The sequence below is a fragment of the Xylanimonas ulmi genome (genome assembly GCF_004216535.1).
In the GTDB taxonomy this organism is placed as follows: Bacteria; Actinomycetota; Actinomycetes; order Actinomycetales; family Cellulomonadaceae; genus Xylanimonas; species Xylanimonas ulmi.
Genome location: NZ_SGWX01000001.1, coordinates 2,374,130 through 2,389,498, shown reverse-complemented (window position 1 = coordinate 2,389,498; position 15,369 = coordinate 2,374,130). Strand labels below are relative to the sequence as shown.

The window sequence follows — 15,369 nt, the reverse complement described above, 5'->3', positions numbered from 1 at the left end:
GCGGCCGCGGCGATCGCACACGACTTCGGAGAGGGACAACGGTGGAGACCATCCGAGCGGGCCACAGCCCGCGGCGTGGACACGACTGGACGCGCGCCGACTGGACGCGGCTGGCGGACCGGCTGCTGGAGGGCGTGCGGGCCTACGCCTCGCCGCGCGGCGGGCGCATCACGCCACCCGGTCCGGTCGGCGGCTACGGCGCCGCGGTCGACGGGCTGGAGGGGTTCGCGCGCACGCTCCTGCTGGCCGGGTTCCGCATCGCGGGGGAGCGTGGGGAGGGCTGTGACGAGCTCGCGCAGCGCTACGCGGACGGGATCGCGGCGGGCGTGGACCCGCACGCGCCCGAGCACGAGCGCTGGGTGCGCCTGACCGAGCACGGCCAGGCCAAGGTCGAGGCCGCGTCGATCGCGCTGGTGCTCGACCTGTGCCGTCCCTGGGTGTGGGAGCGACTGCCGGAGCGCACACGCGAGCAGGTCGTCGAGTACCTGAGCCCCGTGGTGGGCGACCGGGACTACCCGGCCAACAACTGGCTGTGGTTCCGCGTCGTGGTCCAGACGTTCCTTCGGTCGGTCGGCGGGCCCTGGTCGTCCGACGACGTCGAGGAGGACCTGGCCCGCTTCGAGGGCTTCTACCGCGGCGACGGGTGGTACTCCGACGGCGCCCGGCGCGCCTACGACCACTACGCGGGGTGGGCGATGCACCTGTACCCGACGCTGTGGTCGCGCATGGCCGGGGCGGGCGACCTGCTGGGCGAGCGCGGGGAGGCGTTCACCGCCCGCCTGGACCGCTACCTGCTCGACGCGGTGCGCCTGGTCGGCGGCGACGGCGGCCCGCTGGTGCAGGGCCGCAGCCTCATCTACCGCTTCGCCGCGGCGGCCCCGTTCTGGGCCGGGGTGATCGCCGAGGTTCCCTCGACACCGCCCGGACTGTTGCGGCAGGCCGCGGCGCGCACCGTCGGGCACTTCCTGGCCCGCGGCGTGCCGGGCGACGGCGACCTGCTGACGCTGGGCTGGCACGGCCTGTGGCGCCCGCTGGCCCAGGGGTACTCGGGGCCGGCCTCGCCGTACTGGGCGGTCAAGGGGCTGCTGGGCGTCGCGCTGCCGGCCGACCATCCCGTGTGGGCCGCGCGGGCCGAGCCGCTGCCGGTCGACCTGGCCGACCAGCAGTTCGTGGTCGCGCCCGCGGGGTGGGCGGTGTCCACGACGCGCGCCGACGGCGTCGTGCGGGTCGCCAACCACGGCACGGACCACGGATGGCCGGACGTACAGACCGGCGATTCGCCGTTGTACGCACGGCACGCGTACTCGACGGCGACGTCGCCGCTGCTCGACCCTGGCGCCTGGGTCGCCCCCGTCGACCAGGTGGTCGCGCTCGTGGACCGGGCCGGGCGCGTCTCGCACCGCACCCCCATGACGCTGTGCGACGTCGAGGGCGGCGACGGCGTCGCCACCGCCAGCTCCGTGGCCCAGGCGCACTGGCTCACGCAGCCGCGCACCCCGCCCGTCGACCTCGGCGACGGGCTGGAGGGGACCGTCGAGCCGGCCGGACGGATCGAGGTGGCGTCGCTGCTGCGCGGGCCGTGGGAGGTGCGCTTGGTCCGGGTCGTGGAGCTGGCCGACGGCGTCGGCGAGCACGACGTGCGGCTGCGGGTCGGCGGGTGGGCGCTCGACGGCGCCGCCTGGCCCGCGCAGGTGAGCCTCGACGCTGGCTCGGCCGTCGTGACGTGCGGCGAGCTGACCTCCGCCGTGGTGAGCCTGCACGGGCGGGGGGCGGGCGACGTCGTCGCCGCGCGCGACGCGAGCCCGCTCGCGCGCCGATCGCTCGTCCCGGTGCTCGACCTGGCGGTCGAGGTGGGCGTGTGGACGCCGGTGCTGCTCACGCTCACGGGCGCGCGCGTGCCGCGCCGCCGGTGCCTGGTCACGCTGACGCAGGGCGCCGAGCGCACCGAGGCCGAGGTCTGCTGGCCCGACGGGTTCGTCACCCGGGCCGGGCTGGCGCCCGGTCGCGGGGCGTGAGGCGCCGCGGGGCGCGTGGAATGCGCAGACTGCGGCGGTTGCGGTCACGGGTGGGCCAGCGTGCGACACGGCGTCGACGTGGACGCCGCGCAGCGGTGAGCATTCTGCCTGGGTGGCCTCGCGCCAGCGTCGGCGCGGCGCCACCCACCGGGTCACCGCCGATACGGAGAACACCATGCAAACGCTTGACCTGGCACGATGGCAGTTCGCGATCACCACCGTCTACCACTTCATCTTCGTCCCGCTCACGATCGGGCTCGCCCCGCTCGTCGCGGGCATGCAGACCGCCTGGGTGCGGACGGGTGACGAGAAGTGGCTTCGCCTGACGCGGTTCTTCGGCAAGCTGCTGCTGATCAACTTCGCGCTCGGCGTGGTGACCGGCATCGTGCAGGAGTTCCAGTTCGGCATGGCCTGGAGCGGCTACTCGCGCACGGTGGGCGACATCTTCGGCGCCCCGCTGGCGATGGAGGCGCTCGCCGCGTTCTTCATCGAGTCGACGTTCCTGGGCCTGTGGATCTTCGGCTGGGACCGCCTGAGCAAGAGGGCGCACCTGGTGTGCATCTGGCTGTTCGCGTTCGCGGTCAACCTGTCGGCGTTCTTCATCATCGCGGCCAACTCGTGGATGCAGCACCCGGTGGGCGCCGTGTGGAACGCCGAGACGGGCCGGGCGGAGATGGACGACTTCGCCCAGGTGCTGACCAACTCCACGCTCTGGGGGGCGTTCCCGCACACCGTGACCGCCTCGTTCCTGACGGCGGGCACGTTCATGGCGGGCATCGCGCTGTACTGGATGGTGCGGCTCGGACGCACCGGCAAGGCCGAGGCGGCCGAGCACGCGCGGCGCGTCTACCGCCCGGCGCTGCGGATCGGAGTCGTCACGATGGTCGTCGCAGGACTGGGCGTGGCCTGGACTGGCGACTACCAAGGCAAGCTGATGTTCGAGCAGCAACCGGCCAAGATGGCCGCGGCCGAGGCGATCTGCGGCGCCGAGGGCGAGGAGGCCGTCGGCCTGTCGCTGCTGAGCGTCGGCCTGGCGAGCGGCGACTGCGAGAACGTCTCGACCCTCCTCGCGGTCCCCGGCCTGGCCAGCTTCCTGGCCACCGGGTCGTTCACCGGCCCCGACTCCTTCCTGCCGTCCGTCCCCCAGGTGCAGGGTGAGCGCGAGGCGCAGTTCGGCGCCGTCGACGAGGACGGCGAGCCGATCGCCTACACCCCGCCGCTGGCCATCACGTTCTGGTCCTTCCGGCTCATGATCGCCACCGGGCTCGGCTCGGTCGCCCTCGCGCTCGTGGGCTGGTGGATGACCCGCAAGGACCGGGTGCCCGCGAGGCCGTGGGTCGGACGCCTGGCCGTCATCGCCATCTTCACCCCGTTCCTCGGCGCCGCGTTCGGCTGGATCTTCACCGAGGTGGGCCGTCAGCCGTGGGTCGTGGCCCCCAACCCGACCGGCATCGACGAGATCCGACTGCTGACCGCCCGCGGCGTGTCCGACCTGCCGCCCGGTGTGGTGCTGACCTCGATGGTCGTGCTCACGCTCGTCTACGGAGTGCTCGCCATGGCCTGGGGCAAGCTCATGCACCGCTACGTCGTCGAGGGGGCGAACACCGTCGTGCGTGACGTCTCGCCATCCGCCGACGACCCCGGCGACACGCCCCTGTCGTTCGCCTACTGAGCCTGACCCGAGAGGAGCACTGTCATGGAGACCTCCGCGCTGACGATCCTGTGGTTCGTCCTGATCGCCGTCCTGTGGTCCGGCTACCTGGTCCTGGAAGGCTTCGACTTCGGCGTCGGGATGCTGACGTCGATCCTGCCCGCCGGCGACGAGCGGCACAAGGAGTCCGAGCGCCGCGTGCTGATCAACACCATCGGCCCGGTGTGGGACGGCAACGAGGTATGGCTGCTGACCGCCGGAGGCGCGACCTTCGCCGCCTTCCCCGAGTGGTACGCGACGCTGTTCGAGGGCTTCTACCTGCCCCTCCTGCTCATCCTGCTGGCCCTCATCCTGCGCGGCGTCGCGTTCGAGTACCGCGGCAAACTCGCGCGGGCGTCGTGGGTCAAGGCGTTCGACGCCGCGATCACCGTCGGCTCGTGGCTACCCGCGCTGCTGTGGGGTGTCGCGTTCGCCAACCTGGTGCGCGGACTGGAGCTGACCCAGGACGGGTTCGCCTACCACTACACCGGCGGCTTCTGGGCGCTGCTCAACCCGTTCGCGCTGCTCGGCGGCGTCACGACGCTGGTGCTCTTCGCGCTGCACGGCACGATCTACGTCTCGCTCAAGACCTCGGGCGCGATCAGGGACCGCGCCGCCGCGCTCAGCTCGCGCCTGTCGGTCGCGGCGCTCGTCGTCGCGGGCGCCTGGGCGGTGTGGGCGCAGGTCGCCTACAGTCGCAACGCCTGGACCTGGGCGGCGGTCGTCGTGGCGGCCCTCGCGCTCGTGGCCGTGGTCTGGGCCGCCTGGACGCGCCGGGCGGGCCTCGCCTTCATCGGCACGGCCGTGACGCTGGTCGCGGCGGTCGTGCTCATCTTCGGCGCGATGTACCCGTACGCGCTCGCGCCGCTGGCCGCCGACGGCGTGGGCCTGCACCTCGCCACGGCGTCGTCGACGCACCTGACCCTCGTCATCATGACGTGGGTGGCCGTCCTCCTGACTCCCGTGGTGCTCGCCTACACCGCGTGGACCTACTGGGTCTTCCGCCGTCGCCTGTCGACGGCGGACCTGCCGGCCCCGGCGGCGCTGTCGTGGAGCGCCGCCAAGTCGGCATTCGCCACGGCGCTGCGGTAGCGGCGCGGCGAACGCACGAAGCCCGCGGTCTGCGTTGACCGCGGGCTTCGTGCGTGTGGCCGCGGGCTTTGCGCCCGCGGATGGCGCTAGGACGGGCGAGCCTCAGCGAGCGAGACCGTCTGGCTCAGCGCGTCGGTCCCGACGCCCAGCATCGCGCCACCCAGGCGGACGGGCGGGAACGGCCCGGGGTGGGCCGGCGGGAGGTAGGAGACGCCACCGCCGTCGGCGCGACGCTGGGCCTCCGCAGCGCGGGCGGCGCCGACGTGCCGCTCGCGGTAGGCCGACGGCGGCAGGCCGGTCGCCGCCAGCACCCCGCGCCGCAAGGCCACGGTGGAACCGAAGCCGGCCCGGGTGGCGATCTCCGGCAGCGTCAGGTCCGCGAAGTTCGGGTCGCGCAGGAACGCGAGCCCGCTCTCCAGGCGGAAGTCGGCGATCCACTGGGAGACGTTCTTGTCGCCCGCGAAGGCGCGCTGCAGGGTCCGCACCGACATCCCCAGGCCCTGCGCGACCGAGCCCGGAGTCAGCGCCGGGTCGGCGTGGTGGGTCCGGATGTACTGCAGCGCCTGCTGGCGGTGTCCGAGCACCTGCTCCTCGCCGCTCAGCACGGGCGGCGCGGATGAGATCGTCGCGCAGATCATGGCCTCGAGTGTGCTGCGGACCGCCGTCCGGTCGGCCCAGGTCTGCGTGTGGTCGCTGCGGCGCAGCAGGGTCCCGACGAAGGCGCTCAGGGCGATGAGCAGGGGCGTCTTGGGCGGCCAGTACCCGCAGTGCGCGTTCTTGAGGAGCGGGGCGAAGCCGGGGTGGTCGGCGGCGATGTCGACGTGGAGGCGGGCCGCGACGCTCGACGCCTCGTACGAGGCGGGCACGTCGCCGGGGATCAGGATGCCCGCACCGGGCGCCATGACCAGCTCGTGGCCCGTGACCGTGACGGTCTGGGTGCCCTCCAGCGTGATCATCAGGCGCGAGACCGGGTGATCGTGGCCGAAGTTGTCGCCCGGGGTCTGGCGCGTGTGCGGGGTGAACTGCGCCAAACCGATGTCGAGGGGGCCGTAGCGCGCGCAGATGTAGCGCCACTTGAAGCGTGCCCGGTCCGCCCGGCGGACGGTGTCGGCGCCGAAGGTGGCCAGACCCTCGGCGCCGGCGAGCGTGCGGATCATGCGCTTGCCGCCGGGCTGGGTCGTGGCGTAGATCGATGGGCAGGACACGCGGTCACGTTCCCGCGCGTGGGCCGAGAGCGGCGGTGCGATCTGGCTCGGCTGCGCTGTCATCGATGACATGCGCTCATGTTTGGCGTAAGACGGCGTACGCATGGCGACGGTGACACCGCGTGAGCATGCGCGTGACGTGGTGCGAGCAAACGAGTCGCGACGGTGTGCGAATGGGGCCCTGGGTGGTGCGCGCAGTGTGCTGATCAGTGCGTTCGTGCGCTCCAACACCGCTACGCCGGCCCGGCGGCGCGCAACGCCTCCCGTACGCGCGGCGACGGCTCGACGTGCAACTCGACGCGCAGCCGGCGCCGGTACTCGTCGAAGACCCGCCGAGCCTCGACCGCCGAGCCCTCGGCCAGGTGCAGCCCGATGAGCAGCATCGTGGGCTCCTCGCGCAGTGGGTCGATGTCGGCCGCCGCCTCGGCCGCCGTGACGGCCCACGTGTGCTCGCCCCGCTGACCGCACTGCCGGGCCAGGTGCTCCAGCGCGTGCAGGCGCAGGCGCTGGAGCCTCCTGCGCTCGTGCTCGACCCACTCGTCGAACTCGCCCAGCAGCAGCTCCGGGCCGACGATCGCGCGCACGGCGGCGACAGCGCGTCGTGCGGTCAGCGGTGAGCCCGACAGCACCTCGGCGCAGCGCGCCCGCAGCGCCCACACGTCGACGCTGACGCCAGGGTCGAGGCCCAGCGACTCGGTCCCGGCCACGAAGCCCTCCGCGCGCCGGAGGGTGCGCAGGGACTGGCGCAGGCTTGCGCGAGCGCGCTCCTCGCAGGAGTCGGGCCACAGCGTCCCGGCGATGTGCGCCCGCGCGCGCGGGCCCTGCAGCGCGAGCAGTGCGACCAGGAGGCGCTCGCGGCGCTGAAGCGGCACGGCGAGGCCGTCGCGGGTGACGCCGACGTCGCCGAGCAGGGCGACGCGGTCGTCGTGCAGGCCGACGGCGCTGGCTGGAGCGGCGGTCTCGGCGGACGCAGGCATGACTCCTCGAATAGTGATGGTTCGCACCCGGTACCCGGGCCCGCGCCTCGTCGCCGAACCTCAGGCCCCATGTGACAAGAGGGCGCCGGGCGCCCGCTTGTGACAGGGGCGGACGCGGCGGCGTGTCACGCGCGCGTCACGCCCGATTCGCAGGCTGGTGGTGTGGGAGTGCTCCGTCTCACCGCGACAAGCGGCGTCGTGCGGTCGGCGGCGGCGCTCGTGGCCGCGGCCCTCAGCGCCGGGGGTGCTTGGTTCCCGCGCGCGGACTGGTCGTGGGCAGCGCGGAACGACACCGACGTCGTCACGGCGGCCGCCGCCACCGTGGCGCGTGACGCCGTGACCGACTCTCGTGCCCTCGCCTACCGGCTGGAGGCCGGGGCCGCGGCGCGGGCGATCGCGAAGTCGGGCGCGGACTGTGACTTCTGCCAGAGCCGCGCGCAGACCGTCGCGGTCGTCTACGTGCCGCACGGGGCGGTCACCGCCGACAATGTGGCGGCTGCGTGGGCGGCGGGCAAGGGCGCGACAGCCAGCGCGGTGTCGGTGCAGGTGGTGGTGCGCAGGCCGGGGGCGAGCGCGGACACCTCCAACCACGCCGTCGTCGCGCGTCGCGCGTGCGACGGGTGCGCCGCACAGGCGATCGCCGTGCAGATCGTGGTGCTGAACCCGTACGGGCGCACGATCTCCCCGCGCAGCCGTGTGCTGCTACAGCGGCTCGCCGACGTCGTCAGCGTCCCGACGTCGTCAGCGCGACGGCTGCGCCCGGCCGGGGGAGCGGCGCGCGCGGCGCCCGCCTCTGCGGCGCGCACGCGGGCGCTGATCGACCCGGAGCCTCACGGCGTCACGTCTCACGACGCGCCCCCCGCCCGGGTCACGCCCGACCAGCAGGCGCTCGACGCCGTCGTCGCCCAACTGCGGGTCGACTTCGGCCCCGGGTCGATCGCGGTCGATGTCGCGAGCGACGGCTGAGGCGCACGACGGTCGGCGAATGACATCGGCCCCGTCCCGGAAGACCGGGACGGGGCCGACGCGCGAACTGCGGCGGGTGGGGCTTCAGCCCTTCACAGCGCCGGACAGGCCGTTGACGATGTGCTTCTCCATCGCGAGGAAGAAGATCAACGCCGGGATCATCGCGAGCGAGGTGAACGCCATGATCATGGTCGTCGAGGACGAGAACTGCGTCTGGAACGCCTGGACACCCAGCGGGAGGGTGACGCTCGCGTCCATCCCGAAGATGTTCACGTTGGCGCCGCCGACGCGGAGCACGAACAGCGGGAGCATGTACGAGTTCCACGATCCGACGAACGCCAGCACGCCCACCGTGACCATGCCCGGCTTCGCGAGCGGGAGCAGGATCCGGAAGAAGAACCCGGTGCGGGTCGTGCCGTCGAGCGACGCGGCCTCCTCCAGCTCCTTGGGGATGGCCCTGATGAATGGCGTCAGGATGACCACCGTGGTCGGCAGCGCGAACGCCACCTGCGGGATGATCACACCCGCCCAGGTCCCGATGAGGCCGATGCTCTGCAGGATCATCCACGTCGGCAGGATGGCGATCGTCGCGGGGAACATGAGGCCGGCGGCGAAGATGCTGAACAGCACCGGGCCACCCTTCATGTTGAACCGGGCGATCGCGTAGGCCACCGAGACACCCAGGATGACGACGGCCGCCGTGGTGATCAGGGCGATCGAGAGCGACGCGATGACCTGGCCGAAGAACATCGGGCCAAATCGGGTCGTCGGGTCAAGGATGTTCGCGTAGTTCGACCACACCCACGGGTCGGGCAGGCCGCCCGGGTTCAGCAGCAGCTGCGGGTTGGTGCGGAAGCCGCCGAGGACCACGAAGAGCACGGGTCCGATCGACAGGGCGAGCGCCACGAGAGCCACGAGGTAGATCCACGGCTGGCTCCACGAGAAGACCCGCTTGTGCTTCAGGTCCTGACCTTCGATGCGCTGGGAGTCAAGAGTCGCGGTAGCCATCTCAGGACTCCTTTCCGAGGTCGCGGCTGAGGATGAAGCGTTGGTAGAGCAACGCGACGATCAGCGTGATGACGAACAGCACGATCGCGATCGCGGAGCCGAAGCCGACGCGGTTGCGGTTCATGCCCTGGTCGACCATGAACGTCGCCATGGTGTGCAGACCGGTGCGGCCGGGCTGCTGACCCGTGAGGATCCACACCATGTCAAACAGCTGGAACGAGCCGATGAGGGACAGGAAGGCCCAGATGCGGATCGTCGGGCCGAGCAGCGGGATGGTGATCTTCCGCTGGATCTGCCACCAGGACGCGCCGTCGATCGCGGCGGCCTCGTTGAGCTCCTCAGGCACGCCCGACAGGCCCGCCAGGAACAGGATGATCGCCAGGCCGACGTACTTCCACGTGAGGATGGCGAAGACCGCCCAGAACGTGCGCGACCCGAGGATCGCGAAGATGCCGGCGTCCGCAGGCGCGGCGCTGGTGTCCATGAGCCACTGGAAGTTCGCGAACTGCTCGAACCCGAGGCGGGTCAGCCAGTCGTTGAGCGCTCCCTGGGGGGACAGCATGAGGCTGAAGATCACGCCCGTGATGACCTCGGACAGGACGTACGGCACGAAGATCATCAGCCGGAAGAACCCGCGGAACTTCATCTTGCGGTTGAGCAGCAGCGCGACGCCGATCGCGATGGGGCCCTGCAGGAGCAGGGACATCGCGGCGATGAGGAAGTTGTTGCGCACCGCGTTCCAGAACCACGGCTGACCCAGGGTCTCCCCGCGTCCGGTGGTGAAGATCTCGGTGAAGTTCTGGAACCCGACGAAGTTGCGGATCGGACTGGTCGGCGTGCCGTCGAAGAGTGAGAGGACGACGGCGTAGCCGATCGGGACGAAGACGAAGAGGACGAACACGATCAGCGCCGGAGCGGTGAACCCGACGATCTCGGCGCGCTCACGCCAGCGACGTGCCCGCTTCGCCTTGCTCGGCTGCGGGGACGACCCCCGGGCGGCTTTCGCCGCCCGGGGGTCGATCTCAACTGCGGACACGGATGTCAGCTCTGCGGCCAGGCGCCGGCGATGGCGTCGACGACCTGCTGCGGAGTGCCGTTGCCCTGCATGAACTGCACGATGGCGTCGTTCATCGGGCCGGCCACGGTCGGGCCGAACGCGGTGTCGAGCCACAGCTGCACGCCGGAGGCGTTGGCGAGGGCCTTCTGAGCCGCGGCCTGACCCGGGTCGTCGATCTCGGCGCCGAGGGCGGCGAGAGCCGGCGAGTTGCCGAGCGCGACGTAACGGCGCTGCACGTCCTCCGAGAGGATGTACTCGAGGAAGTCGACCGTCTCGGCCGGAGCGTCGGCGTGGACGGAGAAGCCGTCGCCGCCACCGAGGATGCGGCCGTCGCCCTCACCGTCGGAGAACGCCGGGAAGGGGAACCAACCGAGGTGGCTCTCCTGCAGCTCCTGCGAGTCCTCGGGCAGGCCGTTGGCCTCGTTGTAGATGCCGCCCATGACGCCGCCGTTCCAGACGCCCATGAGCTCCGTCGCGGCCTGGCCGAGCGCGACCATACCGGCCGACGACGCGGCGCCCTGCTGCGCCGAGGTGGCCTGCCAGCCGTCGTTGAACGCGTTGGCGTCCAGGATCGTCTGGAGGTTCTCGCCGGTCTTCTCCCACGCGGGGTCGGAGAAGTCACCGGTGGCCATGGCCTTCTCGAACGTCTCAGCGGAGACGGTCGAGACGGCGGTGTGGTACCACCAGTGCGCGGCGGGCCAGCCGTCGAGACCGCCGACGGCGACCGGCGTGATGCCGGCGTCCTTCAGCGTGGTCCACGCGGCGAACAGCTCGTCCCAGGTGGTGGGGAAGTTGTTCACGTCGAGGCCGCCCTGCTCCCACAGGTCGGTGTTGACCCAGAAGCCGGCGGGGCCGAAGGTGAACGGAAGACCGTAGGTCTTGCCGTCGACCTGCCACGCGGTGGCCGGGGTGCCGATGGCCTCGATCGTGTCCGAGGCCACGTCCGACAGGTCCATGACGATGCCGTCGCTGACCCACTGGGACAGCTCGCCGCCGCCCCAGCTCTGGAACAGGTCGGGAGCGTTGCCGCCCGCGAAGGCGTTGGGCAGGACGGTGTTGCGCAGCTCCTCGTTCTGGAACGCCTGGACGTTGATCGTCACGCCCGGGTTGTCGTCCATGAACTCCTGGGCCACGTCCTCCCAGAAGCCGAGCAGCGGCTCCCCGGTGCCGTTGTGCCACCACGTGATCTCGACGTTGCCACCGTCGGCCGCAGCGCCATTGCCGTTGTCGTCGCCGCCACCGCAGCCGGCGGCGACCAGGGCGACGGTCGCGGCCATCGCGACGATCCCCCCTGCGCGAATCTTGGTCTTCATGGAATGTCCAATCTGATCGGGCGACCGACGTGGTCGCATGAGTCCATCTCACGAGCAGTCTGAGTCGGCCCGCGCGGTTATGCGTGGTTCCACGGATACCTGGTTTCGTAAACGTTGTCGAGCCGATCCGTGAGCGACGCCAGAGAGTTCACTGCGCGCCAGGTCTAGATGCGACGTTACGTCGCGCGGACCGCGCCAGCCAGTGCGACGGCGGCCGATGTTCGTGCTGGTCGGCTCGCTCGCGCCGGGAGTCGACGCACGGCTTAGGGTGGGTTCGGTGAGCAGGCTGGACAAGGCGATGCGGTCCGTGGTCGACAACGTTGACGGAGCTTTGGCCTGCGCCGTCGTCGACCTCGGCTCGGGCGAGCTGTTGGGCGTCGCGCACGACGTCCCGTATTTCACCCAGGAGTATCTCGACGCCGTCGCCGCAGCCTCCGTACAAATGTTTCGCGGGGCAACAGTGACGCATGTGGAGGACCTCATCGCGGAGCGCCGCGACGTGCCCCCGGAGCACCTCGTCGAAGAGGTCCAGATGACGACGCGCCGCACGATCCACTTCCTGATGACGCTGCCCGAGCGCCCGGACGCCGCCATCGTGCTCGTCGCCGACCGCCGCTCGAACGTCGGCATCGGGTGGGCGGCCATCCGGCGCGCCGCGGCCGACGTCGGACCGATCCTCGGCGGCGACCTCGACGACGCGGGTGTGCCCCATGCCGGGGGGTGAGCCGGCCGTGGCCACCCAGACGGACGACGCGGAGCGGCTGGCCGAGGCGGCCGGAGCCCGTTACGACCGGGTCGTCCGCCTCGCCCAGGCGATCTTCGGCGCCCCGATCGTGGCGCTCAACCTCATCGGCGCTCGCGGGCAGGTCACGGTCGCCGCCGTCGGCGCGTACACGCAGCGACTCCCGCTCGACGCCTCGATCTGCGCCTCGACCGTGCTGCGCGACGACGTCGTCGAGATCGCCGACCTGCGGCAGGACCCGCGCTTCCGCGACTTCCCCATGGTCGTCGGCCCACCACGCGTGCGCTTCTACGCCGGGGTGCCGCTGCGCGGCGCCGGCGGACGGAACGTCGGGGTGCTGTGCATGCTCGACCTGGTGCCGCGCGAGCTCGGCGCCACGCAGCGGGAGATGTTGGCCGACCTCGGCGCCATGGTCGAGCGCGAGCTCGCCGTCCAGGACGAGATGCTGCGCGCGGGCGAGGTGCAGCGGCTCCTGCTGCCCAACGAGCCTCCCGCGCTGCCCGGAGTCGAGGCCGCCGGGCGCGTCCAGCCCGCGCGCGAAGCGGGCGGGGACTTCTTCGACTGGCAGGTGGTCGGCGCCCGCGGGGCCCGCGACGAGCTGCAGGTGGTGCTCGGCGACGTCATGGGCAAGGGCCTGGCCGCCTCGCTCATCGCATCCGAGATCCGCGCCGTGCTGGGCACGCACTCGACCTATGTCGCGCTCGACGAGGCCGTGCGGCGCACCAGCGAGGCGACCGCGCATGACCTGGAGAGCAACGGGCGGTTCGTGACGCTGTGGGGTGGGCGCCTCGATCCCATCGACGGTACGCTCCACTATGTCGACGCAGGTCACGGGCTTGCGGCGCTCGCCTCGTCGCGGGGCGTGCGGCGCCTGGCCCAAGAGCATCTGCCGCTGGGGATGCCCGTGGCCTCCCGCTGGACGCAGGCGTCGGCCGTCATGGCGCCCGACGAGACGCTCGTGGTCGTCAGCGACGGCGTGCTCGACGTGTTCGGCGACCTCGGCGTCGCGCTGGACGCGGTCCGCGAGCTGACCGTCACGGGCGCGAGCTGCGGCGTCGTCGTCGACAGCATCGTGGAGCAGGCCGCAGGGCGAGGCGCGACCGACGACGTCGCCGCCGTCGCCGTGCGACGGACGGCGAGGCAGGAGTCGCGCGGTGTCGCGCGAGGCGAGGACCGAGGAGAGGGGCGAACCGCCTGATGGAGTTCCAGGAGCACGACGCGGGCGCCTACGTGACGCTGGCGCCCGAGGGACGGCTCAACCTCATCTCCGCCCCGCCGCTCAAGGCGCGCGTCGACGATCTGGTGCGCGACGGGCGCTCCCACGTCGTCGTGGACCTCGGGCGGGTCGACCACATCGACTCCTCGGGGCTGGGCGCGCTGGTGGGCGGGCTCAAGTCCGCGCGGCAGGCGGGCGGTGAGCTGCGGATCGCGCGCGCCGGCGAGCAGGTGCTGGCGGTGCTCAAGCTGACCAACCTCGACCGCATCCTCGTGCCCTACCCCTCTGTGGAGGAGGCAGGCCGTGACTGGTGACTCCGACGAACGAGGCGACTACACGCTGGAGGGCTTCGCGGTGCCGGCCGAGATCGACCACGTGCACGCGCTGCTCGAGCGCGTGGGCGCCGAGCACCCCGAGGTCGACCCGACCGACCTCATGCTGTTCGAGACGGCCGTGGTCGAGATCGCCAACAACGTCGTCGAACACGGCCGACCTCGTGGCGAGGTGCGTTGGCGCCTGTCGCTCACGGTGAGCGCCGACGAGATCGAGGCCGAGCTGCTCGACTCCGGCCAGGAGTTCGTGGCCGACCTCGACACGCCGATGCCCGACCTGCTCGCCGAGGGCGGTCGCGGCCTGCCGCTGGCAGGTGCGCTGCTGCACCGCATCGAGCTCGTGCGCCTCGACGACGCCAACCACTGGCGCATGGTCCGCAGGCTCAGCCCTCCGGCCGCCGGGTGACGGCCGACGCCCACACCCACGCGAAGCCCTCGCGCCCGTGCGGGTCGCTGTAGCGCACCTCCACCTGCCGGTCCGTCCACGCGACGGCGACGCCGTCGGCCTCGAACGCGCCCGTCTGGCGCTGCGTCACCCACGCGCGCACCGGCACCGGCGTCTGCGGGCGCGTGACGTGCGCGCGGTCGCGCTGACGCAGAGGCGCCTCCTCGGGGGAGTCGCGCACGGGAACCCGGTCGACCATGGGGCCATCGTAGAACAGATGTTCGATCTCTCGTGCGCCCGGATGGCGTCCGGAAGGCGGTCATGGCATCTGCGCGAGGGGAGGTGTGGCACACGAATGAGGGAGTGCGGGACGGCGTTACAGTCGGCTGCGTGGCCCATGACGCGCAGGAGTCTGTGACGGTGCGACCCTTGCGGTGGGGTGACGCGGACGTCATGGCCGCCTGGGCGGGCGACGTGGACTTCTGCGACGAAGCCGAGTGGAGCCGCGACCTCTCCTTTGCCGACCATCAGCGCTTCCACCGCTCGATCGTCACGTCGCCCCCCGCCGAGTTGACCCGGCTGGCCGCAGTCCAAGCCGGCGTCCTGGTCGGCTACGTCGATCTTCACGGCGGTGAACCCCGCCGGCGCGAGTTGGGGTTCCTCATCGGAGAGCGCCGTCGCTGGGGTCAGGGGTGCGGTCTTCGGGCCGCACGCGCGGGGCTCGCCCACGGCTTCGACGTTCTCGGCCTCGAGCAGATCTGGGCCGAGGCGCTGGACGCCAACCAGCGCTCTGTCCGCATCCTCCAACGGCTCGGGATGGTCGAGACGGGTACGGGGGATGTCGGGGTCTTTCTCGGCGCTGCGACCCACTACCGCCAGTTCGCCATCACGGCGACGCAGTGGCGGACGGTCAGCACGTCATCGCCCGGCCTCAGCCGACCAACGCGTGGCGACTGAGGCGCCAGCCGGGCGTGCGCGCGCTCGCCTTGACCCCTGCGACGGTGAGGACCTTGGTCGGGCTGTCCCAGCACTGCGACGGCTTATGGAGCGCCCATCTGCCCCCGATGGTCACCGCGCCGTGCTGCGCCAACCCGTCGGCGCTGCGCCAGACGAGGACAGTTCCGGATGGTCGTCGGGCCGGCGCGAACCACTCGCGCCACCTGGCCACCAGCGCGGCGCCGACCGTGATGTTCAGCGCACGGAACCCGTCAGCCTCGTCGTCGATCCGCGCTCTGGCGTCGGGTTCCGCGATCGTCACCGGCGGAGTCTGCCACAGCCAGGAACGTCGCCCGAGCGACGGCAGCCCCCTTCACGCTGAGGGCAAGGACGGCGTGGCTCCCCGGTCGGCCGCGACGGCGACGGTCCGCGGGT

The 15,369-nt window shown here is 71.9% G+C and carries 16 protein-coding genes; 9 read left to right on the top strand and 7 right to left on the bottom strand.

What is annotated here, in order from left to right:
• The first annotated feature begins 41 nt into the window (after positions 1-41).
• The 3 genes from EV386_RS11100 to cydB all read left to right on the top strand — a co-directional run bounded on the left by EV386_RS11100 (position 42) and on the right by cydB (position 4,797).
• The gene (locus tag EV386_RS11100; protein ID WP_242607927.1) at positions 42-2,015 is read left to right on the top strand and encodes a DUF2264 domain-containing protein; all 1,974 of its coding nucleotides are present in this window, start codon (positions 42-44) and stop codon (positions 2,013-2,015) included.
• 175 nt (positions 2,016-2,190) lie between these two features.
• Positions 2,191-3,687, top strand: coding sequence for a cytochrome ubiquinol oxidase subunit I (locus EV386_RS11095; protein ID WP_130414975.1), 1,497 nt, complete (start codon positions 2,191-2,193; stop codon positions 3,685-3,687).
• Between the two features lie 24 nt (positions 3,688-3,711).
• Entirely contained in the window at positions 3,712-4,797 is a 1,086-nt protein-coding gene (gene cydB, locus EV386_RS11090; protein ID WP_130414973.1) for a cytochrome d ubiquinol oxidase subunit II, read from the top strand.
• An 86-nt stretch (positions 4,798-4,883) separates the two neighbouring features.
• On the opposite strand, the gene EV386_RS11085 is transcribed toward cydB, so the two are convergent.
• Both EV386_RS11085 and EV386_RS11080 read right to left on the bottom strand, forming a co-directional pair.
• Positions 4,884-6,002, bottom strand: a complete 1,119-nt coding sequence (locus EV386_RS11085) for a helix-turn-helix domain-containing protein (RefSeq protein ID WP_165399901.1) — start codon at positions 6,000-6,002, stop codon at positions 4,884-4,886.
• A gap of 233 nt (positions 6,003-6,235) precedes the next feature.
• On the bottom strand, positions 6,236-6,979 hold the full coding sequence (locus EV386_RS11080) for an AfsR/SARP family transcriptional regulator (RefSeq protein WP_130414969.1): 744 nt from the start codon (positions 6,977-6,979) through the stop codon (positions 6,236-6,238).
• A 162-nt stretch (positions 6,980-7,141) separates the two neighbouring features.
• Here EV386_RS11080 and EV386_RS11075 point away from each other — a divergent pair, with 162 nt between their 5' ends.
• Positions 7,142-7,945 carry a hypothetical protein gene (locus tag EV386_RS11075; RefSeq protein WP_130414968.1) on the top strand — a complete coding sequence of 268 codons (804 nt, stop codon included), beginning with the start codon at positions 7,142-7,144 and terminating at the stop codon, positions 7,943-7,945.
• Positions 7,946-8,029: 84 nt separating this feature from the next.
• Here the strand turns inward: EV386_RS11075 and EV386_RS11070 are convergent, their stop codons facing one another.
• The 3 genes from EV386_RS11070 to EV386_RS11060 are packed head-to-tail and all read right to left on the bottom strand — an operon-like array spanning position 8,030 to position 11,323.
• Positions 8,030-8,953: a carbohydrate ABC transporter permease gene (locus EV386_RS11070; protein WP_130414966.1), complete on the bottom strand. Its 924-nt coding sequence runs from the start codon at positions 8,951-8,953 to the stop codon at positions 8,030-8,032.
• A gap of 1 nt (position 8,954) precedes the next feature.
• Positions 8,955-9,989 carry a carbohydrate ABC transporter permease gene (locus tag EV386_RS11065; RefSeq protein WP_130414964.1) on the bottom strand — a complete coding sequence of 345 codons (1,035 nt, stop codon included), beginning with the start codon at positions 9,987-9,989 and terminating at the stop codon, positions 8,955-8,957.
• A gap of 5 nt (positions 9,990-9,994) precedes the next feature.
• Entirely contained in the window at positions 9,995-11,323 is a 1,329-nt protein-coding gene (locus tag EV386_RS11060) for an ABC transporter substrate-binding protein (protein WP_165399900.1), read from the bottom strand.
• Positions 11,324-11,600: 277 nt separating this feature from the next.
• Here EV386_RS11060 and EV386_RS11055 point away from each other — a divergent pair, with 277 nt between their 5' ends.
• Genes EV386_RS11055 through EV386_RS11040 form a run of 4 tightly spaced genes read left to right on the top strand, consistent with a single transcriptional unit; the run spans position 11,601 to position 14,019 of the window.
• Positions 11,601-12,047, top strand: coding sequence for a hypothetical protein (locus tag EV386_RS11055; RefSeq protein WP_207216515.1), 447 nt, complete (start codon positions 11,601-11,603; stop codon positions 12,045-12,047).
• Positions 12,048-12,054: 7 nt separating this feature from the next.
• The gene (locus EV386_RS11050; protein WP_165399899.1) at positions 12,055-13,263 is read left to right on the top strand and encodes a PP2C family protein-serine/threonine phosphatase; all 1,209 of its coding nucleotides are present in this window, start codon (positions 12,055-12,057) and stop codon (positions 13,261-13,263) included.
• Positions 13,263-13,595 (top strand): STAS domain-containing protein, encoded by a 333-nt coding sequence (locus tag EV386_RS11045; RefSeq protein WP_130414958.1) that lies wholly within the window; start codon positions 13,263-13,265, stop codon positions 13,593-13,595. The genes EV386_RS11050 and EV386_RS11045 overlap by 1 nt, the downstream gene beginning before the upstream one ends.
• A complete protein-coding gene (locus tag EV386_RS11040; protein ID WP_165399898.1) occupies positions 13,585-14,019 on the top strand; it encodes an ATP-binding protein in 435 nt (144 codons plus the stop codon). Before EV386_RS11045 ends, EV386_RS11040 begins: the two co-directional genes overlap by 11 nt.
• On the opposite strand, the gene EV386_RS11035 is transcribed toward EV386_RS11040, so the two are convergent.
• Complete coding sequence (locus tag EV386_RS11035; RefSeq protein WP_130414954.1) at positions 13,997-14,257, bottom strand: hypothetical protein; 261 nt, start codon at positions 14,255-14,257, stop codon at positions 13,997-13,999. The genes EV386_RS11040 and EV386_RS11035 overlap by 23 nt on opposite strands.
• Before the next feature lie 62 nt (positions 14,258-14,319).
• Between EV386_RS11035 and EV386_RS11030 the strand changes: the two genes are divergently transcribed.
• Positions 14,320-14,955: a GNAT family N-acetyltransferase gene (locus tag EV386_RS11030; protein WP_278025480.1), complete on the top strand. Its 636-nt coding sequence runs from the start codon at positions 14,320-14,322 to the stop codon at positions 14,953-14,955.
• Here the strand turns inward: EV386_RS11030 and EV386_RS11025 are convergent.
• Positions 14,930-15,256, bottom strand: a complete 327-nt coding sequence (locus EV386_RS11025; RefSeq protein WP_130414950.1) for a hypothetical protein — start codon at positions 15,254-15,256, stop codon at positions 14,930-14,932. The genes EV386_RS11030 and EV386_RS11025 overlap by 26 nt on opposite strands.
• Positions 15,257-15,369: the final 113 nt, after the last annotated feature.